Below are 20,764 nucleotides of genomic sequence, written 5' to 3'. Positions count from 1 at the left end.
CCTTCACGCTATGACGCACTACCGCAGGGCGGCCCATCACCTGCTCGCACCGCCAAAGCCGCGGCGAAAGTGACCGGAAACCCGAAATGACGCCAAGCCGGGCCGACCCGGCGATCGACGCCCGCAAGCCGCACACGCATCGTTGCAAGACCTCGATGCAAATTTGCTATCAGCAAGGCAAATCTGCCTAGAAGCATCGAAGCCCCGAATGCCGCAAATCGCGGCGAGCGGCGTGCGGGCCCAACTGGCACAGTTCCTGCTTGATGGCGGAAAGAACAGAAGGGGCGAATCGGTGGGTGAAGGCGATCTCGAGCAGCAATTGAATGAGCGCGGTATCCAGACGCTCCATGTTGGGCAGTTCGATTATGCCTCGGTCTTCCGAGAACGGCGACTGGGCCGTGACCAGTTCGGCGAATGGGCACGCGACGCACGCTTCGCCAATACCTTGTCGAAATGGGACGGCGCCGACAGTTTGTTTGCCCCAGGGCCCCACCTGACCGAAACGGTTGCGATCGACGCGACTTCGCTTCGCACATTTCCCCATGAGCCCGCTGCGGGTCTGATCATTGCGGATTTCTCGGGCGCATCGAAAGATCTCATGCCGCGCCAGGTCCTGAAGGCGCAGCTTGCCCGGGCGTCGGCGCTCGGTCTGGAGGTTCGGGCAGCCTTCGAATTTGAAATGATATTTGTCGAAGAGACGGCCGCGTCGCTCCGCGAAGGCGGCTATGGCCGGCTTCGGCCCTTCGCCCCCGACAACAAATGCTGGTCGGGACAGACAGCGGCGCAGGAAGCGGCTTTCGTTGCCGGCCTGGAAAAGGCGATCAGATCCTACGACATTGCGCTTTTTGCGGTAGGCGGCGAGCTCGGACCGGGCTGTTTCGAAGCGACGCTCGCCGCGACGGACGGCCTGCGCTCGGCAGACGACGCCGGCTTTTTCCGGCAGGCGACGCGCGCCTACGCCCGCGATGCCGGACTGACCGCGTCGTTCATGCCCAGCATGGGCGAGAATTTTCCGGGCTTGGGAGGGCATCTCAGCCTTTCGCTCATCGAAAGGAAGAGCGGTCGCAACCTGTTCGCGTCGGCGGACGGCCGGACGAGCGTGGAGGCCCGCAGCTTCATCGCGGGCATGATGCAGGTCGTGCCCGGGGCGTTCGCAATGTGCGCACACACGGTCAATGCCTATCGCCGGTTCGCCCCGGGAACCTGGGCACCCAAGTCGCTTACCTGGGCGGAATGGACCTTCACCACTGCGGTGCGGTCGGTCCCCTCTTCAGGCGAAGGGGCACGGCTGGAATTCCGCTTGCCGGGCGCGGACTGCAACCCGCACCTCACGCTGGCCTTGATGCTCGCGGCGGGACTCGATGGGCTGGAAAATTCGCTCGACGTACCGGAAGCGGAACCGAACCGCGAACCGAATGACGTGCCTCCCGGAGCTCAGCGCTTTCCCCAGGATCTGGCGTCGGCGGCACATGCCCTGCGGTCCAGCCCCGACGCGCGCAGGCTTTTTGGCGAACGTTTCGTCGATCATTTCGCGACGGCTTGCGAGGTTGAGCACGCCAGCCTCGCCCGGGCGGTAAGCCAGTCAGAAACAAAGCGATATCTGGAAGGATGACAAAAATGACCACCAATCAACTCGCAAGCCAGGCAACGATTTCGCCATCGCGAACGCAAAGCGATCTCGAGCGCTTTGTCGCCGATGAGCAACGCAGGGACCGCGTGAAGCAGGTTCGACAAAAGATCGATGCGCTTGGCATCAAGCAGGTCTATTTTCAGTTCGTTTCGGTTACGAGCCGCGTCATGGGGAAGTCGGTTCCGGCGGCTCACTGGGAAAGCATCGCCGACAAGGGCGTTCAACTGTGGTACGGCGCGACGGCCGATGTACAAGCTGACCGGCGGGGCAATTATATCGGTTATGGCTCGAATGCAGCCGAACTGGTCGCTATTCCCGACCCGGAAACCTTCGTCCAACTGCCCTGGAACAAGCAGGTGGGCCGCGTATTCTGCACGCTCTTCCGGCATCGCGAGGAAGAAGATGAGCCGGGCGCCTTCCTGACCTCCGACTGCCGCGGAAATCTTCGACGCATCCATAGCGATTTCAAGGCTCGGCACGGACTTGAGCTTCGCCTCGGCTGCGAACCGGAGATGATGTGGCTGAAGCGCGGACCGGACGGAAAGTTCGCAGGCGGCACGACCAAGCCCTTCGCATACCACATCGATCAGTTCGAACAATTGTCACCTGTCATCATGCGTGTTCATGAATATGCGATCGCCATGGGCCTCGACATGATCCAGGGCGATCACGAGGATGCGCCCGGCCAGCTCGAACTGAATTTCATGTACGACGATGTTCTCCGCACGGCGGACCGCCTCACCACCTATCGTCAGATTTGTGCGCAGGTGGCGCGGGAGTTCGATCTTATCGCGACATTCATGACCAAACCCTTCATGGGCGCCTCGGCGAATGGCTGCCATCACAATGTATCGCTCTGGCGCGGGGGCGACGAGGTCGTCAACATGCTCGGCTTTGACGACTTGCCAGGTCTCGAAGACTCCTTCACCTACCGCAAGGGCGGTGAGAACGCCTTTCTGCGCGCGAGCGGCGAATGGATGCCCGACCAAATCGGGCTGCACAGCATCGGCGGGCTCATCGAACATCTTCCGGCGCTGACCGCCATCGGATCGTCGACCGTGAACTCCTATCGCCGGATGAGCGACACCGGCTATTGGGCGCCGATATATGCCGACTGGGGAATGCAGAACCGGACGGTCGGAATTCGCGTATCGGCTCCGGGACGGGTCGAATATCGCGCCGTAGACAGCTTGGTTAACCCCTATCTGATGGGCGCAGGCTTGCTCAAGGCTTTCGACGACGGCCTGGTTCGCAAACTGGATCCGGGACAGCCCGAGCAGCGCAACATTTACGAAGCCATGGAAGCAGGCAAAGAAGTCCGCAGGCTTCCGACCGATCTGCGTGACGCACTCGACGCTCTCGAAGCCGATCCCGTGATCCTCGAAGCGATGCCCGGAGACATGCAGCGCTGCTTCTTTCATCTCAAGCGTGACGAATGGGAGCGCTTCATGGCGACGGTGACCGAGTGGGACTATGAACGCTTCCTCGAGCAGCTTCCCTGACGCATTTCGGCTGGAGCAAAATTATGCCGAAAGATGCACCACAAACGCCCGACATGGCTGATCGGCCGCTTCGCCTGGCCTTCGTGGCCCAGCTGGCGATACCCGAGGAGACGGACCGCCGGCCTTTCAGGCGCCTGAGCGGCGGTTGCGACGACGCCGAGGCGTTCCGGGGCGTGTTCGAGACGATGGACGAAGCTTCGCGCTTTCGTCTCGAGGCGATCCATGCGGACCGCGGCGAGATACCGGCGCTTGATTATGATGCAGTCATATTGGGCGGCAGCGTTGCCTCGGTAAACGACCGACTGTCATGGCAATGGGCGCTCGGCGACTGGCTCCTGCGATGGCGGACCACCGGTCGCCCATTGCTCGGGATATGCGGCGGCCATCAAATGATGGCGCAGATATTGGGCGGCACGGTTTCCCGGCGCGCCCAGGGGCCGGTTTCGGGGACGCGCCGCGCCGTGCTCACGGCCGACGGTCACGGGCATTGGCTGTTCGACGGCCTGGGTGCCAACCCTCTGTTCCAGTTTGCGCATTTCGACCATGTTTCGACACTTCCTGAGGGGGCAACCGCGCTCGCTATGGGCGCGGATACGATCGCAGCCGCAGATTTCGGCGGCGGCTGGGTGTCGGTGCAGTTCCATCCCGAGGTCAGCTGCGATCGGCTCGCCACATTCTGGAATCATTTCACGCAGGACCCGGCACGTTTCGAATTCCTTCCCGGGCGCGAGCGCCTCATCGAAAACTTCCTGCGCCAGGTACCGGAGAGACGGGAGAGGCCGGCATGACCGGCCGGCCCACTGTCGCGCTCGTGACCGATCTGCGCGACGTCGACGGTATGCCCTACCATGTTCTCGGCGACAAATACGCAGCGGCGATTCACGCTTTCGCGGATTGCCTGCCGGTTGGTCTGGTTCCCTCGCTCGACGGCGACGACGTCCGCCAGATAAGCCGAATGTTCGATGGCTTCGTCTTCACAGGGAGCGTATCGAACATCTCCCCCCTGCGCTACGGGGCGACCACCGGTTCTCCCCCGTTCGACCACGTTCGAGACGGCTTCGCCCTGCCTCTAATCCATGAAGTCCTGGCACGCGGGACACCTGCCCTTTTCATATGCCGCGGCTTCCAGGAATTGAATGTTGCTTTGGGTGGTTCCCTTAACGCCGACCTTGCGGGTTCGGCACGGTTTGACGGTCACCACCCGGCGGCCGATCTTCCTTATGACGCGCGATACGCGCCATTGCATGAGGTGGTTCTCGATCCGCACTCGTCGCTCGACGATGTTTTCGGTGCCCAGCGCTTCGCCGTAAACTCATTGCATTATCAGGGACTAGATCGGATCGGCGCCGGCTTGACCGTTCACGGGCGATCGCCCGACGGGTTGCCCGAGATTATTGCAGTGGACGGCCACCCATTCGCGATTGGCGTGCAATGGCATCCGGAGTATCGTCCGGACCTGCACCCGGCAAACGCCAATCTGCTGCGATCTTTTGGAGAGGCTGCAAGGGTGGCGCAGTCGCGCGGGGCAAGCGCAATGGAGAAGCGATGAATAGCCAGGAACCGAATGCGCAGCCGACCGGGGAGCCCGGCTTCGATCCGCTCGACATCAGCGGTGACATTCTGGTCGACATAATCGATGAAACCGGAGCCGTCGTTGCCTTGAATCGAGAGCAGCGTCTTTATCTCGGGATTGATGCGCCGACGGTGGGATTTGACATCGCTGATCTGTATGACCGGAGATCGACGAAGGCGATATGGAGCCTTTTCGAACGGTCCGTACCGAATGGATATCGGACCACGATAGAGTTGAGCCTTCTCGGCCGGGGCGGACGCGAGTTGCCCACGCTCGCCGTGTGCACCAGCATGACTTTCGCGGGCAAGCTCGCATTTCGTGTCGCGAAAAGCCCGCTCGGGCAGCTGGCGGAGGGCATGCGCGAGGCTCAGGCAAGCAACAAGCTTCTCCGCGACATTATCGATACCGCCTACGAGGGTCATTGGTGCATCGAGTTTCTGGAACCCGTCGATACCAGCAAGGCGCGATCGCAGATCATCGATGAGGTTTTCGACAATGCGTCGGTGTGGCGGGTGGCCAATCCTGCCATGGCGAGGCTCTATGACCTTCCGCACGGGCAGTCGATCCGCGCAGAGGATGTGCGACTCTATTGGCCAAGGAGCCCGGAAAACGAGGCTTTCGTAGGTCAGATTATCGACGCCGGCTATGTCATCGACAGGGCGCGGTCGCACGACGTCAGGCATGACGGAACTTCGATCAGTCTCGAAAATGACGTTCGGGCCGAAATCGTCGACGGATATCTGAGACGCTTATGGGGAAATTGCCGCGACGTCAGCGAGGAGATCCCGAAATGAACTGCATCACCTTGATCAGGCAGCACCGGTCTTACGCGATCGCGATGCAATGACGAGCGAGCGCCACATTCCTTCGATGACAGTCGCAGCGCGAACCGCAGCACCGGTTACGCAGAGCGATCTCGAAGCCATGCTGGCATCCGCTTCGTTCCGCGCATTTGCCGACTTGCTGTCAGCCGCTCTCATCATCCTGGATCGCAGCGAGAATATCGTCCTCGCCAATCTTGCCGCAGAAAAGCTCTCGGGAATGGGCCGCGCCGAGATCGAACAACGCCCTTTCGAACGATTTCTCCGGCGGTCAGGACTCGATATCGATGACTGGCTTTCAAAGGCGGTAAAGGGGCGCTCCGATGCGCGAGTGCGCGGCGCTGCTGGCAGTCTCGACCTGTTTGCGACACGGCGGGTCATCCCGCTGAAGGGCGATACCAACGGCTATACGATGCTCACCCTGCAATCGCTCCGACAGGATTCCGGTCGGGCGGCCGCGCCCCGGGGGAAATGCGCCGCGCCAGCGCTGATTTTCCCCCCTGAGATCGAACTGCAGATCAAGCAAGCCGTTCGCGCCTACCGGCGCGGCGTTCGTGTCCTCCTGCTTGGCGAATCTGGCGTCGGAAAGACCGCGATTGCGCGGCACCTACATGCCGAAGCGACAAACGATGACCCGCCTTTCATTCACGTCAATTGCGGCAGCATACCCGAGACGCTCTTCGAATCGGAAATGTTCGGATATGAGCGGGGGGCTTTTACAGGTGCCCTTCAGGCCGGCAAAAGGGGGTTCATAGAGAGCGCCGCCGGCGGAACCCTTTTTCTCGACGAAGTCGGAGAAATACCCTACGGCAGCCAAGCGAAACTGCTGAAATTTCTCGAAGACGGGACCATTCAGCCGGTTGGATCCGCTAACCAGCGCCGGATCGAAACGACCGTGATCACCGCTACCAATCGCGATCTGCCCGCGCTCGTTGCTGAAGGCAAATTCCGCCGCGATCTCTATTTCCGCATTGCGACATTTCCGGTGGTGGTTCCAAGCCTTCGCGATCGACCCGATGTCGATCGGCTGCTGGACATGTTCCTCGATCGCGTGAATCGCGCCAGGCCCGTTCCACTTCGCCTGACCCCGCGCTGCCGAGCCCATTTGCTGGCATCGGACTTTGCGGGCAACATCCGCGAGTTGCGCAGCCTCGTCGATTATCTCGATATCGTCGTCGACGAAGAGGCCGACATCGGCGACCTCGATCCATTGTCTCACAACAATCTGGCCCTTCGATTGACGTCAGACACATCACGAAATCCACCGGTCGCCCGAACGGAGCCAGACGCGGCGGAGAATTTGCGAGACCGGGTCCAGAGCTACGAGCGAGAGCTCATCGAGAAAGCTCTCAAGGATGCGGGCTCGCAGCGCGAAGCGGCCCGCGTTCTGGGAATCGACGTCTCGACCTTGATCCGAAAACTCGCGCGTGGCCCCAAAACCTGACCGCGCATGGCCCTGTTGCCCAGCGTGGCAATCCTGCCGTGTGATCTGGCAGACTTGCCACACTGCCCGGACGAATCCAGGATCATTTTGATTTGACTGCCGCCTGTTAACGAGGTGGCACGGCTTTTGCTTCGTGACGTGCAGCGCAGGCTTGGGGACCTGCGAAGTAGGAGGCGACGCGATGGGCCTGTACTCGGCAAGACACCATATTCTGCTTTTTACCGCGACTGCGACGACGGTGTTTCTCCCGTGCGGTCCTGTCGCTGCGCAGGAGGCAGCATCGTCCGCGCGTGACGAAACGCAAGGGTCGCAAAATGTGTTTGGTGATGACATCGTCGTCACGGCAACGCGTCGCGAACAATCCGTAAATCGCGTCGGCATATCGATTACGGCGCTGGATGGCGGGCAACTCGAGGACCTGCGAATCAATGAGCCGGAAAAGCTTGCTCTCGTCACGCCGGGCGTAACGATCGCCAAGGCGGCCGGATCGGCCGTCAGCGTCGTCACGATAAGAGGCTCGGGCAACAGCGATTTCGCCGCGCATCATGAGACGCCGAACGCAGTCTATTTCGACGGCGTCTACGCGGGCGCCAGTACCGCGACCAGCTTTCCGGTCTTCGACCTCGACCGGGTCGAAGTGCTTCGGGGGCCGCAAGGTACGTTGTTCGGGCGAAATGCCACTGGCGGACTTCTTCATTTCATCAGCGCCAAACCGTCGCGCGACTTCGATGGTGGCGTCGAAGTCGCTTATGGTCGTTTCGACCAGCGTCGGCTCGAAGCGCATGTCAGCGGCGGGCTTTCCGAAAGCCTTTCGGCGCGCCTTTCCGGATTCTATTCCAAGAGCGACGGGAATCTTCACAACCTCGGCGGTGCCGATCTCGGCGCAGAAGACCGGCTGGCCGGCCGTCTGCAGCTACTTTTCGTTCCGACCGACGACACCGAGTGGCACCTGATCGCCCGCGGATTTCGCGAGCGCTCGCGCGAGGGCGTTTATGACCCTGTGCCGTCCTATGTGGACGCGAACGGCATCAGCCAGTTCGTGCCTACCAATGTCGACGTCTACGGGACGGGGCCGGGGCGCGACTTCTACGGTTATCGCGAAGACGACGGCAACCCGTTCGTCGTGAATCCCGATCTTGTGGGGCGCATCGATAAGGATGTGTTCGGGTTCACCTCGAACTTCACTCATGAGGCCGCAGGCCTGACCTTCGCGTCCCTGACAGACTATATGCGCGTTAAATCCTATTATCTGGAAGATACGGACTCAACGCCCTTCGCGCAGACCTTTTACGATGCGCGCGAAAGCAGCGACCAGTTTTCCCAGGAGCTTCGGATCAATGACGATCGCGGCGAGTTCCGGTGGGTCGCCGGACTTTATTTCCTCCTTCTCGAGGGCCGATACAATACGCGCTTCGCATTGCCGACACTTGCCAATCTTTTCGATCCGGCGACATTTCCCGATTCCCGGTCCGGCGCAGCGGCAACGAGCAACTACAAGCTGACCACGACGACCGCTGCGGCTTTCGTCCAGGCGGAATATGATCTCGCCAGCGACCTGACGCTGATCGCCGGCGCCCGCTGGACTGCCGACGGACGCAAGTTGCGGCTGGACGGAGCCTGCGTGGAAACGGCAGCCGGCGCGTGCGACTTTGTCGGTTTTTCAGGGAATGGGGGGACGATCAACGACCTGGGGACGACCGTCAATCTCAAGCAAAACATCAATGACTGGTCGGGGCGAATTGAAGTGGACTGGCGGCCGGCGACGGGAACCTTGCTTTATGCAAGCGCGAGCAAGGGCCTCAAAGGAGGCGGCTTCACGGTGCCGCTCGACGGGCTCCTGACGCCCGCCCAACTGCCTTATCGCCCCGAGAAGCTCTATGCTTATGAAGCGGGCGTAAAGACCCGCATTCTGCCGGGACTTCGGCTCAACGGCAGCACCTTTCTCTACGATTACAAGGATTTCCAGACCTTTCTGTTCGACGGCCTGACGTCGGTCATTCTCAACCGGGACGGCACATTCAAAGGTGGCGAGCTGGAAGCCATCGCGACGCCGCTTTCCGGACTGGACCTGGTGGCAGGCGCGTCTTACCTCGACGCCAAGGTCAAGGGGATCGCGACCGCCGCCGGAGTCCAGTCGCAACGTCCGATCAACGCGCCAAAATGGAAATTCAACTGGCTCGTCCGCAACGCCTTCGACTTGGGGCGCTATTCGCTCGTCGTCCAATATGACGGCAATTACGCCGGCAGCCGCTACTATAACGTCGTGAACGCGCCCGTGGTCCGCGACAGCGCCTATGCACTTCACAATGCGAGCATCAGCGTCGGTCCGAAGTCGGACGCGTGGAAACTCTCCATCTATGCCGAGAATATTGGCAATGAACGGTACATCAATTCCATCTTCGACCTTTCAACCCTCGGCTACACCATCCGGAAGTTTGGACGACAGCGCTCCTACGGTGTGTCGTTCGGAGCCCGGTTCTGATCGCCGGCATATTCACCGCCGCGACCTTTGCACCATGACAAGCGACATAATCATCGTCTTGACGGCACCCGCGCCAACGCGGCGCAATTCGCCGCGCGCCAGCAGACGGTTCGCGCGCGCGCATCGCGCCATGCGGAAGATCCGCGCCCGAATCCGTCTCCAGCGCAAACACCGCACGGTGGGCGTGCCAGCAGTCGGGTCGTCAAAGATAGGGCGGAGTACAGGCGGAAATTATTTCCGCCGGTTCGGCCCCAAGGTTTCTGAATCTGTGGGGAAGACTGCTGTCGAACAGATAGGCCTCGCCTTTGCGGAGAACGCGTCGGTTGGCGCCAACAGTGACCTCGATCTCGCCGGCAATGACGATGCCGCCCTCATGGGCACGGTGTTCGAGGCCGGAACTGCCTGTATCTGCTCCGGGAAGATAATGCTCGTGGAGAATCTGCAGGCCGTGCGCGAGCGCATTGCCTACCTGGCGCATGACAATTTGCGGGGCGCCGTCATTCATGGTGCCAGCGAGTTTCGATGTCAGGTCCACGAGTTCGTCGGCCGCGAAAAAAATCTGGTCAGCGAAGGCAGGTTCGGGCTCGAAAAATTCGGCCATGGTCATCGGGATGCCGGCGAGAACCTTGCGCAGCGTCGCGACCGACGGACTGATCCTATTCTGTTCGATTTGCGAAATCTGGGCGTGCGGTACTCCCGAAAGCGCCGCTAGACGGCGCTGCGAAAGCCCGAGCCGGGTTCGGATTTCTAGAAGGCGATAGCCGACGTCGAACTGTTCCATTCTCATCATCCTCAACTTCGAGTGGCCACGATGGACAATATCATATACACTTGCTCAATATATTAAACATACTATGATCAGGTCATACAGGAGGACAGGATGAGTCGGTCAATCAATTTGCGCGAGCGCCACCTCGCCGCCGTCACCGGCGGGGTCGGCACCAAGGCCATCTACGCGGAGCGCGCCGAGAATGCGCAGCTCTGGGATGTGGACGGCAAGCGTTACATCGACCTTGCAGCCGGCATCGCGGTCAACAACACAGGTCATCGCCATCCGCGGGTCCTCGCGGCGATCACCGCGCAAGCGGAAGCCTTCACGCATACCTGCTTCCATGTCGCACCGTTCGAAGCCTATATCGCGCTCGCCGAACGGTTGAACGTGATCGCCCCGGTGTCGGCCCCTGCAAAAACGATGCTCGTCACCACAGGTGCCGAAGCCGTAGAAAATGCTATAAAAATTGCGCGCGCCGCAACCGGACGCACCGCTGTCATCGCGTTTTCAGGCGCCTTTCATGGGCGAACGATGCTCGGCATGGCGCTGACGGGGAAAGTCATACCCTATAAGAAGGGCTTCGGCCCCTTCCCGGCCGACATCTATCACGCCCCGTTTCCCAATCTGCTTCGCGGCGTCACGGTGGAGGCCGCGCTTTCGGCGCTCGAGGCACTGCTGGCCGTCGATGTCGATCCCGCACGGGTTGCGGCGTTCATCGTCGAACCGGTTCAGGGAGAGGGAGGATTTCTTCCCGCGCCGCCGGCCTTTCTAGAGGGACTTCGAACCTTGGCCGATCGGCTCGGCATCCTTCTTATTGCCGACGAGATCCAGTCCGGCATGGCGCGAACCGGAAAAATGTTTGCCATGGACCATAGCGGCGTCAAAGCGGACCTGGTGACGATGGCGAAGGGACTGGCGGGTGGCATGCCATTGTCCGCCGTCGTCGGCCGCGCGGACCTGATGGACGCCGCCCAGCCGGGCGGTCTTGGCGGCACCTATGCAGGAAACCCCCTCGCCGTGGCTTCGGCCAACGCTGTGCTCGACATCATCGACGACGAGAATCTGTGCGATCGCGCTTCCCATGTCGGCGCCACGATCGTCAACCGCCTGCAGGATATTGCTTCGCGGCAGGGAATGGAACGGATCGGCGATGTACGCGGTCTCGGAGCGATGGTTGCGTTCGAGCTCGTGACCGATCGCGACACATTGACCCCCGACCCTGCAACTGCCGCAGCGCTCGTTGCCGAAGCCGAACGACGTGGGCTCATCATCCTTGTCTGTGGAACGAGCTTCAACGTGATCCGGCTCCTGCCGCCCCTCACTATCGAAGAAGAGACTTTGAACGAAGCCCTCGAAATACTCGAAGCTTCGATCGAGGCCACGCTCCAGACGCCGATTACGGCAGCCTGACCAAGAAAAGGACCGTTGACATGTTTGACTGGAGCGACCCGTTCCTGCTGGAAGACCAGCTGAGCGAAGAGGAGCGGATGGTTCGCGACACCGCGCGGAGTTACGCGCAGGAGAAGCTCGCGCCGCGGATCATCGATGCATATTCGAGCGAAACTACGGATGCCGCAATTTTTCGCGAGATGGGAGAATTGGGGCTTCTTGGTCCGACCGTGCCGGAGGCCTACGGCGGCGTGGGCGCAACCTATGTTGCCTATGGCTTGATCGCCCGCGAAGTCGAGCGGATAGACTCCGGCTACCGTTCGATGATGAGCGTTCAGTCGAGCCTCGTGATGTATCCGATACTTGCGTACGGGTCGGAAGAGCAAAAGCAGAGATTTCTTCCGAGGCTGGCGAGCGGTGAAGCGGTGGGGTGTTTCGGACTCACCGAACCCGACGCCGGGTCCGATCCAGGCGGAATGAAGACGCGCGCAGAGAAGATCGAAGGCGGCTATCGTCTCTCGGGAAGCAAGACCTGGATTTCAAATGCTCCTATTGCCGATATTTTCATCATCTGGGCGAGATCCGACGCTCATGACGGCGCAATTCGCGGGTTCATTCTCGAGAAAGGCATGGCCGGACTCTCGGCGCCCAAGATCGAGGGGAAGCTCAGTCTGCGAGCCTCGGTGACCGGAATGGTGATGCTCGATGATGTGGTCGTGAGCGAGGAAGCGCTTTTGCCGAATGTCGAGGGCTTGAAAGGCCCCTTCGGCTGCCTCAATCGCGCGCGCTACGGCATTTCCTGGGGCGCCCTCGGTGCCGCGGAATTCTGCTTTGACGCCGCCCGCTCCTATGGGCTCGACAGGCATCAGTTCGGCCGACCGCTTGCGGCGACGCAATTGTATCAAAAGAAGCTCGCCGACATGGAAACCGATATCGCGCTCGCGCTGCAGGCGAGCCTGCGCGTAGGCCGCTTGATCGACGAGGGGCGCTTTGCTCCCGAGATGGTCTCGATCGTGAAGCGCAATAATGTCGGAAAGGCACTCGAGATTGCGCGCCATGCGCGCGACATGCACGGTGGAAACGGAATTTCCGGCGAATATCAGGTCATGCGCCACCTCGCAAATCTCGAGACTGTTAATACCTATGAGGGCACTCACGACATTCATGCGCTGATCCTCGGCCGGGCGATTACCGGCATCGCGGCTTTTTGAGCGATGACAAGAAGCGACCCACCTCTCAAGGGCTTGAAGGTTGTCGAACTCGCGCGAATTCTTGCCGGTCCGTGGGCCGGACAGATTTTGGCCGATCTCGGAGCCGATGTGGTGAAGGTCGAAAGTCCAGGGGGTGATGACACACGCTCGTGGGGGCCGCCCTTTCTAGACTATGGCAACGGCACGCGCGATGCGGCCTATTTTCACGCAACAAACCGCGGAAAGAAGTCCATCGTTGCCGACTTCACCGTCGACGACGACGTCGCGCGAGTGAAACGCCTCATCATGGAGGCCGACGTCGTCATCGAGAATTTCAAGGTCGGCGGTCTCGCCAAGTACGGACTGGACTATGCTTCGCTAGCCGCCGACCATCCCCGGCTCGTCTATTGCTCGATAACGGGGTTCGGACAGGACGGACCCTATGCCCCGCGGGCGGGATATGACTTCATCGTCCAGGGTATGGCCGGGATCATGGATCTCACGGGCGACCCGCACGGCGAGCCTCAGAAGATCGGGGTGGCCTTCGCCGATATCATGACGGGCCTTTATGCGGTCATCGGCATTCAGGCTGCGCTTTCGCGTCGCGCGCAGACCGGACGCGGCGACCATGTCGACATGGCGCTGCTCGACGTGATGGTCGGCGTTCTGGCCAATCAGGCGCTCAACTATATGATCGGTGGCACGCCGCCGTCCCGGATGGGTAATGCCCATCCGAACATTGCGCCTTACGCGGTCTTTCCTACCGGCGACGGCTGGTTCATCCTCGCGGTGGGAAACGACCAGCAGTTTCGTCGGTGCTGCACATTGCTTGGAATTCCCGACGTAGCGGACGACCCCCGCTTCGCGACCAACGCCTGCCGCGTCGAGCATCGTGCCGCACTCACCGCTCTGATCAGCGACGCCAGCGGACGGTTCGAGCGGGACCGGCTGCTTGCAATGTTTTCGGAAGCGGGCGTGCCCGCAGGCCCGATCAACGATGTGGCGCAGGCGTTCGCCGATCCGCAGGTTCTGGCGCGGGGAATGGCCGTCTCGCTTACCGACGCGGAGGGCATCAATATTCCCGGCGTTCGCCTGCCCATACGCTTCGCGGAAGCGGGCCTGTCCCTTTCCGCCCCCTCCCCCCGCTTTCCCGGAGACACAGCATGACAATGGCGCCTGACCATCTGAATCTCGTGGGCGGCAAGTGGATCGGCGACGGTGCTCGCCTGGACAATATAAGCCCGTCGAATACGAACGACCTCGTAGGCCGCTATGCGCAGGGCAGCCTCGCCGACGTCGATGCGGCAGTGGCAAGCGCGCGAAACGCAATGAAGGACTGGTCGACGAATTCGCCCCAGGTCCGCGCGGATCTGCTCGACGCCGTAGGCAGCCGGCTGCTCGCTGAACGAAGCGAAATTGGGAGGTTATTGTCGCGCGAAGAAGGAAAGACACTCGCCGAAGGCGTCGGCGAGACTGTTCGAGCCGGTCAGATATTCAAGTTCTTCGCACAGGAGGCGTTGCGGGTCGAGGGCGACTCCATTCCTTCCGTCCGGCCAGGGGTCGATGTCGAGATTCGGCGCGAACCGGTCGGCATCGTGGGTCTCGTCACGCCGTGGAATTTCCCGATAGCGATCCCGGCATGGAAGATCGCGCCTGCTTTGGCATGTGGAAACTGCGTCATTCTGAAACCCGCCGACCTTACGCCCGGTTGCGCTCATATATTGGCGCGGCTGCTCGATGAGGCTGGCTGCCCGGCGGGCGTCTTTAACCTTGTCATGGGACCTGGATCGACGATCGGCCAGCATCTCGTCGAGCATCCGGATGTCGATGCTATCTCCTTCACCGGCTCGGTGCCGGTCGGCCGCGCTATCGCGAGTGCGGCGATCGGAGGAATGAAGCGGATCCAGCTCGAAATGGGCGGAAAAAATCCGATGCTCGTCCTCGACGACGCAGACCTTGATGTGGCCGTTCGCGTTTGCTTGGACGGGGCATTTTTTTCGACCGGCCAGCGCTGCACCGCCTCATCGAGACTGATTGTCCACCGCAAGATTCACGACGCATTCGTTGACCGGCTGTCCGGCGCGATGACGGCGCTGCGGGTCGGCGATGCGTTGGATCCGGCGACCCAGATCGGACCGGTTGCGAGCGAACGGCAGTTGGAAAATAATTTGCGCTATGTCGAGATGGCGCGCAGCGAAGGCGCGGAGGTGATCGGAGGCGAGCGGATCGACGCATCGGCTCCGGGCTATTTTCAGCGGCCTGCACTCTTCCTTGGTGCGACCAATCAAATGCAAGTTTCGCGCGAAGAAATATTCGGTCCGTGCGCTGCCGTCATACAGTGCGACGATCTCGACGAGGGCCTTGCGATCGCGAACGACACGCCGTTCGGGCTGTCGTCTGGCATCTGCACGACGAGCCTCAGCAGCGCCCGGACATTCAAGCGGCTCTCGTCGGCGGGGATGGTGATGGTGAACCTGCCGACCGCCGGCGTTGACTACCACGTGCCTTTCGGCGGCAGGAAGGCCTCTTCCTTCGGCCCGCGCGAACAGGGTCGGCATGCGCGGGAATTTTATACCGCCACGAAAACGACCTATATCGGATAGCTATTGCGGGCGGGTTAGCCGAAATCGGAGGACCGTATCCGCGATATTGCAATATTGCGAAACTGCTCGCGAAACCGCGGAGACCCATTGCAGATTCGCCTTAACCCCGGGCTTGTCTGCGCGGTGTTCCGGACTTTCCGCTGTCGCGCTTCTCGATATCCAGCCGGTTTCCGCGCACCGTTTCGCAATGGCGCCAACCCGAAACGGCTGGCACGAACTTTGCTTTTTAAAGGTGGACGGAAAATTCTTACGGAGAATAGCCAGCCATGGAACAGCAGTTCGGCGATGCCGCCTATCTCGATATTTCGGCGCCCGATTTCGCGATGGATTCGGATGCGGTTCGCGACGCGAGGGCACGGAATTTTTATGCCCGTACCAACTACGGCCTCGCCATTCTGCGCTATGACGCCGTCGACAAGCTGGTAACGGATCCGCGGCTCCGCCAGGGAAGTTACGCGTGGCCGGCGCATAATGGCGCCACTGGCAGCTTTGCTGACTGGTGGTCGGGAATGATCATCAACAAGGAGGGGGAAGATCATCGTCGCCTCCGGCGGATTGCCAATGGCGCATTTCAACCGAAGATCCTTCGGCCCTTGGTCCCTCAATTCGAAGCGCTGGCGAACGAACTGATCGACGCATTCATCGATCGCGGCGATTGCGAATTCATGGCCGACTTTTCCGAACCATATGCGACGCGCGTGCTGTGCATTCTTCTTGGTACGCCGCCCGAGGACTGGCGCCAGATTGCGGACTGGGCTCTCGAAATGGGTCTCGCTCTCGGCGTCACCTATCGCCGCGACATGGACAGGATCAATGCTGCGACCGATGCCATGACGGCCTATTGCGCGAGCCTTGTCGAACGCCGGCGCCGGAATCTGACCGACGATTTTCTATCGACGCTCATTCGGCAGCAGGACGTCGATCCGACATTTAGCGACGAAGAAATGCTCAATCTCATGGTCGGGCTGGTCTTCGGCGGCATCGACACCACGCGCAATCAACTTGGGCTTGGCCTCGACCTGCTGATGCGCCATCCCGGGCAGTGGGAGCTGCTCGCGAATGATCCGGCGCTCGCGCGAAACGCGGTTGAGGAGGTCATGCGATGCCGTCCCACGACGACGTGGGTCACGCGCGAAGCACTCGAGGATTTCGAATTTCAGGGCTTGGAAATCAAGGGGGGAACCACGGTGCACCTCTTCACGGCCGCGGCGGGCACCGATCCGCTGAAAATCAGCGACGAGGAATTCGATATCACCAAGACGCGCCCACTGCACTTCGGGTTCGGCAAGGGGCCGCATTTCTGCGTGGGGCAGTTCGTTGCGCGCACCGACATGGGGGTCGCGCTGACGGTCCTGCCGGCCCGAATGCACGTCCCGCGCGAGAATGGTGAGGTACGCTGGCTCCCGGACAGTGGAAACACAGGACCGATCTCCTTCCCCATCGCTTTTGAGAAACGCGCTTGACCGGTGAGGCCGGTACCGACTTATGGGAGCTATAGAATGACTAGCATCACCGTCACCCTTCGAAGCGGCGACGCGATGACCTTGGACGCTGCCGAAGGCGCTAGCCTCATGGAAATCGCCCGCGACGGCGGCGTTGACGATATCATGGCGCTCTGTGGAGGTTGCTGCGCATGTGCGACCTGCCATGTTTATGTAGCCGCCGAGTGGCTCGACAAGCTCCCTCCGATGTCGGAGGACGAAAATGAGCTTCTCGACAGCATTTCCAATCGCCAAGCTTCGTCGCGGCTGTCGTGCCAACTCGTTTTTGCGGCCGACCTCGACGGGCTGGCGGTGAGGGTTGCACCCGAAGACTGAGCAGATTTTCAGGCCAGGAACGAGGCCGGGCGTCCCGCCGCTCGCGACGATCGCAAAGGTGATCGGGGGCGCCGACGTTCCGTTTCGTTGCCGAGCCTGAAGAAGCGTCGAGCGGGCTAACCGGACGACGAAGACGGGGTTTCGGCCGCTAGAAGCCTATGGCTGCGACAGGCCGGACGATCCCGCGCGTCTTGGCTTCATTTGTCCCCTTGCCCGATCACCGGCGTTTGCCCGGAGCTCCCAGACGTTCAGCACGCTCTGCCGCCTCGCTGCTCGCGGATGGAGATGCCGGCTCTCTCGCCGCGTCAGGCTTTTCCGACATCCCCCGGAGAAGCGTCTTTGCTTAGCGCAAAGGCGAAACGAGGAGCGAAGCGCACCCTCGCTCCTCCTCGTGACATGTTCCGCCAAATCTCCATCAGGTCGCAGCTGGCGCCGCATCGCCATAAGGAGCATCACTCCGCCGTTCCGGCCGCGCCGCTACAAGGTAGACGAAGCCGCTAACCAGCACGGATGCGACGCCGAGAAGCATTGCGAAGTTCAGGTACCAAGGGCTATCCGGCGCGCGCGGCCACATCATGTTGACGAGCGCTGCCACACCGTAAAGCAAGGCCATGACATTGACCGTCCAGCCCCAGCCTTTCAATGTGAAGCTACCCGAAGGGCGCCAGCCGCGGGTGCGAGCAATGAGCGCAGCCGCCACGACCATCTGAAATGCTAGATATACACCGGCGACGGCGAAGGTCACGATCGTTGTCAGGGCATCGGCAAGAACCGCGCCCAATAGAACGATCGCGCCCGGCACCGCGCCGGCGAGCATCAGCGCGGCGACTGGAACATGGGTCGTTGGCGAGAGACGCGAAAAGAGGCTCGCTCCGAAGATCATCCGATCGCGCGCGAATGCAAATATCAGCCTGCTGACCGCTGCCTGAAGACTCAGCACGCACGACATGAAGGAAATGAGGATAACGATCGCAATCGCCCTGGTTCCCCACTGCCCGAACGCGGCTACGAGAACATCCGCGAGCGGATGCGGAGACGTCCCTGCGATAACGGCAGGAATATCCGGAACAGCCAGGAGCAGGGCCAGGCAGGCGAAGATGGACGCCCCGATGCCGACATAGATTGTCATTCGCATGGCTTTGGGAATCTTGGTGCCGGGATCTTTCACTTCCTCGGCCACATCGCCGCAGGCCTCGAATCCGTAACAGGAGAAGAGACCAAGGAGCGACGCCGCAAGAAAGGCGGGAAGATAATTGCCAGCCCCTGCTGTCATCGGATCCAAGAGGATCGCCGGCGACTGCACGCGGTGGAAGAGAAGCAGGTAGCCGCCCACCAACAATGCGCCGACAAGCTCGCATATGAACCCGAACATTGCGACGCGTGCCAGGAACTTTGTTCCCGCAAGATTGCAGACGGTCGCGAAGAAAATAAGCCCCAGTGCGATGACCACCGCCAGCCCCGCACCATCGCCAGTCCCCAGAAGTATCGACAAGAATGGAGCCGCGCCCGTTGCGACTGCCGCGATGGTCGCGAAAAGTGCCCATGCATACACCCATCCGACCATCCAGCTCCAACGCCTGCCGATAAGACGGCGAGCCCAGGGGTAAAGCCCGCCGGCAAGGGGATATTGCGACACCAGTTCGCCGAAAATCAGGGCTACGAGCAATTGTCCGGCACCAGCGATCAGATAGGTCCAGATCATCGGTGGACCACCTGTGGCGAGGCTGCTGTCGAACAGAGTATAAGCGCCGACGACCGGCGAAAGATAGGTGAAGCCCAGAGCGAAGTTCTGAAGCATGCTCATCGACCGGTCGAACTTCGGCTCGATACCAAGCGCAATGAGCTGCTCCGAGTCTCCTTGAATGTTTACCGACATAATTTCCCCTATATGCTTCGCAACGCCGGCCTCTTGGCCCCCTCCCCCATTCGGCGGCACCTAGCTCGCGCCGCCGTAGATCGATTTGACTTCGAGGAATTCCTCGAGGCCGAAGACGCCCCATTCACGCCCATTGCCCGATTTTCCATATCCCCCGAAGGGCGCGGCCGTATCCAGCGACGCGCCATTGAGATGGACCATCCCCGTGCGAAGCGCGCCTGCTACTGCCAGTGCTCGTTCGCGATCCCGGCTCCAGACGTAACCCGAGAGTCCATATTCGGTGTCGTTGGCGATCCGGATGGCGTCTGCGTCGTCTTCGAACGGAATCACGACGAGTACCGGTCCAAAAATCTCCTCTCGCGCGACCGCCATATGCGATGTGACACCGCCGAACACGGTGGGCATGACAAAGAAGCCGCGCTCGAGATGGGCGGGACGTACCGCGCCCCCGGCGAGAAGATGTGCGCCTTCTCCGATACCTTTTTCGATCATCGCGATGACCCGCTCATATTGCGGGCGATTGGCCACCGGACCCAGATCCGCGCCGCTTCCGGGTGCTCCCACACTCAGACTGCGCGCGGTCGCGGCGGCAAGCCCACATGCCTCTTCGTAACGAGCGCGGGGCACCAGCATGCGCGTCGGGGCATTGCAGGATTGCCCGCTGTTGAGCATAATTGCACGGACACTTTGTGGAACTGCGACATCAAAGTCGGCGTCATCGAGAATGATGTTCGCCGATTTGCCGCCGAGCTCGAGGGCGACGCGCTTTATCGAGCGAGAAGCGGCTTCCCCGATGGAGATCCCGGCGCGGGTCGATCCTGTGAAGGAGACCATGTCAACATCCGGATGCTCGGCTAGACGCGCGCCCACACCCGGCCCGTCCCCATGCACAAGATTGAAGACGCCGGGCGGGACTCCTGCTTCATCGATGATCTCGGCCAGGATCGTAGCATCCAGTGGTGCGAGTTCGCTTGGCTTCAACACCATTGTACAACCGGCAGCGAGCGCCGGCGCGACCTTCGTCGCGAGCTGGTTCATTGGCCAGTTCCAGGGTGTAATCAGAGCGCAAACCCCCACCGGTTCGCGCCGGATCAGCGTCGAACCCATGGCCTTCTCGAAAGCATACGCCCTTAGAATCCTGATGATTTCACCGAAATGCTGCGGCCCTGACGGCGCTTGCGCCTCGCGGGCAAGCGCGATCGGCGCGCCCATCTCGGAAGAGATAGCCTCCGCGATCTCATCGTTTCGCTCGACAAGTCTGGCGTTGATCGCTTCGAGCAGTTCAAGGCGCTCGGCGACGGTGGTCCTGCTGTAGCCTGGGAAGGCCTGGCGCGCCGCCGCGACGGCGAGGTCGGCGTCGGCGGCGGTACCGATCGCGACAGAAGTGATCGGCTCGCCCGTTGCCGGGTCGACAACCGGCTTTTTAACGCCGCTAGCCGAACTTTGCCAAGCTCCGCCGATATAGAATTTTTTCGCGTCTATCACTCAGCCTGTCCCCTTGACCTGCAATCGAGGCGATGGCCGCGGCCTCCCTCTTCTCCATGCCAAGGCAAGGATCGTGCCAGCAGCAAGGGCTTTTCGCCGAATGTGCGAGTTTGCTCGACGTCGCTCTACGCGAAGGGTCAAGCGGGGAGCCTGCTCCGAATGTGGAAAAATCATGCTTGC

The 20,764-nt window shown here is 61.1% G+C and carries 16 protein-coding genes; 13 read left to right on the top strand and 3 right to left on the bottom strand.

All coding sequences use genetic code 11. The features are described from left to right. The first annotated feature begins 292 nt into the window (after positions 1-292). The 7 genes from ACO055_RS01035 to ACO055_RS01005 all read left to right on the top strand — a co-directional run bounded on the left by ACO055_RS01035 (position 293) and on the right by ACO055_RS01005 (position 9,452). Positions 293-1,612, top strand: coding sequence for a hypothetical protein (locus ACO055_RS01035; RefSeq protein WP_422060765.1), 1,320 nt, complete (start codon positions 293-295; stop codon positions 1,610-1,612). A 5-nt stretch (positions 1,613-1,617) separates the two neighbouring features. Continuing rightward, entirely contained in the window at positions 1,618-3,132 is a 1,515-nt protein-coding gene (locus ACO055_RS01030) for a glutamine synthetase family protein (RefSeq protein ID WP_422060764.1), read from the top strand. A gap of 53 nt (positions 3,133-3,185) precedes the next feature. Continuing rightward, positions 3,186-3,920 carry a type 1 glutamine amidotransferase gene (locus tag ACO055_RS01025; RefSeq protein ID WP_422060763.1) on the top strand — a complete coding sequence of 245 codons (735 nt, stop codon included), beginning with the start codon at positions 3,186-3,188 and terminating at the stop codon, positions 3,918-3,920. Beyond that, positions 3,917-4,681 (top strand): gamma-glutamyl-gamma-aminobutyrate hydrolase family protein, encoded by a 765-nt coding sequence (locus tag ACO055_RS01020; protein ID WP_422060761.1) that lies wholly within the window; start codon positions 3,917-3,919, stop codon positions 4,679-4,681. Before ACO055_RS01025 ends, ACO055_RS01020 begins: the two co-directional genes overlap by 4 nt. Beyond that, on the top strand, positions 4,678-5,499 hold the full coding sequence (locus ACO055_RS01015; RefSeq protein WP_422060760.1) for a hypothetical protein: 822 nt from the start codon (positions 4,678-4,680) through the stop codon (positions 5,497-5,499). The genes ACO055_RS01020 and ACO055_RS01015 overlap by 4 nt, the downstream gene beginning before the upstream one ends. 49 nt (positions 5,500-5,548) lie before the next feature. After that, positions 5,549-6,970 carry a sigma 54-interacting transcriptional regulator gene (locus ACO055_RS01010; RefSeq protein WP_422060759.1) on the top strand — a complete coding sequence of 474 codons (1,422 nt, stop codon included), beginning with the start codon at positions 5,549-5,551 and terminating at the stop codon, positions 6,968-6,970. A 316-nt stretch (positions 6,971-7,286) separates the two neighbouring features. After that, entirely contained in the window at positions 7,287-9,452 is a 2,166-nt protein-coding gene (locus ACO055_RS01005; RefSeq protein ID WP_422060758.1) for a TonB-dependent receptor, read from the top strand. Between the two features lie 202 nt (positions 9,453-9,654). Here the strand turns inward: ACO055_RS01005 and ACO055_RS01000 are convergent, their stop codons facing one another. Beyond that, complete coding sequence (locus ACO055_RS01000) at positions 9,655-10,233, bottom strand: cupin domain-containing protein (protein ID WP_422060757.1); 579 nt, start codon at positions 10,231-10,233, stop codon at positions 9,655-9,657. 99 nt (positions 10,234-10,332) lie between these two features. On the opposite strand from ACO055_RS01000, the gene gabT reads away from it, so the two are divergent. The 6 genes from gabT to ACO055_RS00970 all read left to right on the top strand — a co-directional run bounded on the left by gabT (position 10,333) and on the right by ACO055_RS00970 (position 17,223). Next, positions 10,333-11,634, top strand: a complete 1,302-nt coding sequence (gabT, locus tag ACO055_RS00995) for a 4-aminobutyrate--2-oxoglutarate transaminase (RefSeq protein WP_422060756.1) — start codon at positions 10,333-10,335, stop codon at positions 11,632-11,634. 20 nt (positions 11,635-11,654) lie between these two features. Further along, positions 11,655-12,824, top strand: a complete 1,170-nt coding sequence (locus ACO055_RS00990; protein WP_422060755.1) for an acyl-CoA dehydrogenase — start codon at positions 11,655-11,657, stop codon at positions 12,822-12,824. 3 nt (positions 12,825-12,827) lie between these two features. After that, positions 12,828-13,970, top strand: a complete 1,143-nt coding sequence (locus tag ACO055_RS00985) for a CaiB/BaiF CoA transferase family protein (RefSeq protein ID WP_422060754.1) — start codon at positions 12,828-12,830, stop codon at positions 13,968-13,970. Next, positions 13,967-15,406, top strand: coding sequence for an aldehyde dehydrogenase family protein (locus tag ACO055_RS00980; protein ID WP_422060753.1), 1,440 nt, complete (start codon positions 13,967-13,969; stop codon positions 15,404-15,406). The genes ACO055_RS00985 and ACO055_RS00980 overlap by 4 nt, the downstream gene beginning before the upstream one ends. 266 nt (positions 15,407-15,672) lie before the next feature. Next, positions 15,673-16,869 carry a cytochrome P450 gene (locus ACO055_RS00975; protein ID WP_422060752.1) on the top strand — a complete coding sequence of 399 codons (1,197 nt, stop codon included), beginning with the start codon at positions 15,673-15,675 and terminating at the stop codon, positions 16,867-16,869. 36 nt (positions 16,870-16,905) lie between these two features. Further along, complete coding sequence (locus ACO055_RS00970) at positions 16,906-17,223, top strand: 2Fe-2S iron-sulfur cluster-binding protein (RefSeq protein WP_422060751.1); 318 nt, start codon at positions 16,906-16,908, stop codon at positions 17,221-17,223. Between the two features lie 415 nt (positions 17,224-17,638). On the opposite strand, the gene ACO055_RS00965 is transcribed toward ACO055_RS00970, so the two are convergent. Both ACO055_RS00965 and ACO055_RS00960 read right to left on the bottom strand, forming a co-directional pair. Then, positions 17,639-19,099 (bottom strand): APC family permease, encoded by a 1,461-nt coding sequence (locus ACO055_RS00965; RefSeq protein ID WP_422060750.1) that lies wholly within the window; start codon positions 19,097-19,099, stop codon positions 17,639-17,641. A gap of 60 nt (positions 19,100-19,159) precedes the next feature. Then, complete coding sequence (locus tag ACO055_RS00960) at positions 19,160-20,584, bottom strand: aldehyde dehydrogenase family protein (RefSeq protein WP_422060749.1); 1,425 nt, start codon at positions 20,582-20,584, stop codon at positions 19,160-19,162. Positions 20,585-20,764: the final 180 nt, after the last annotated feature.

The organism is Sphingopyxis sp., assembly GCF_965227415.1.
Taxonomy (GTDB): domain Bacteria; phylum Pseudomonadota; class Alphaproteobacteria; order Sphingomonadales; family Sphingomonadaceae; genus Sphingopyxis.
This window is presented reverse-complemented; position numbering and strand designations above follow the sequence as displayed.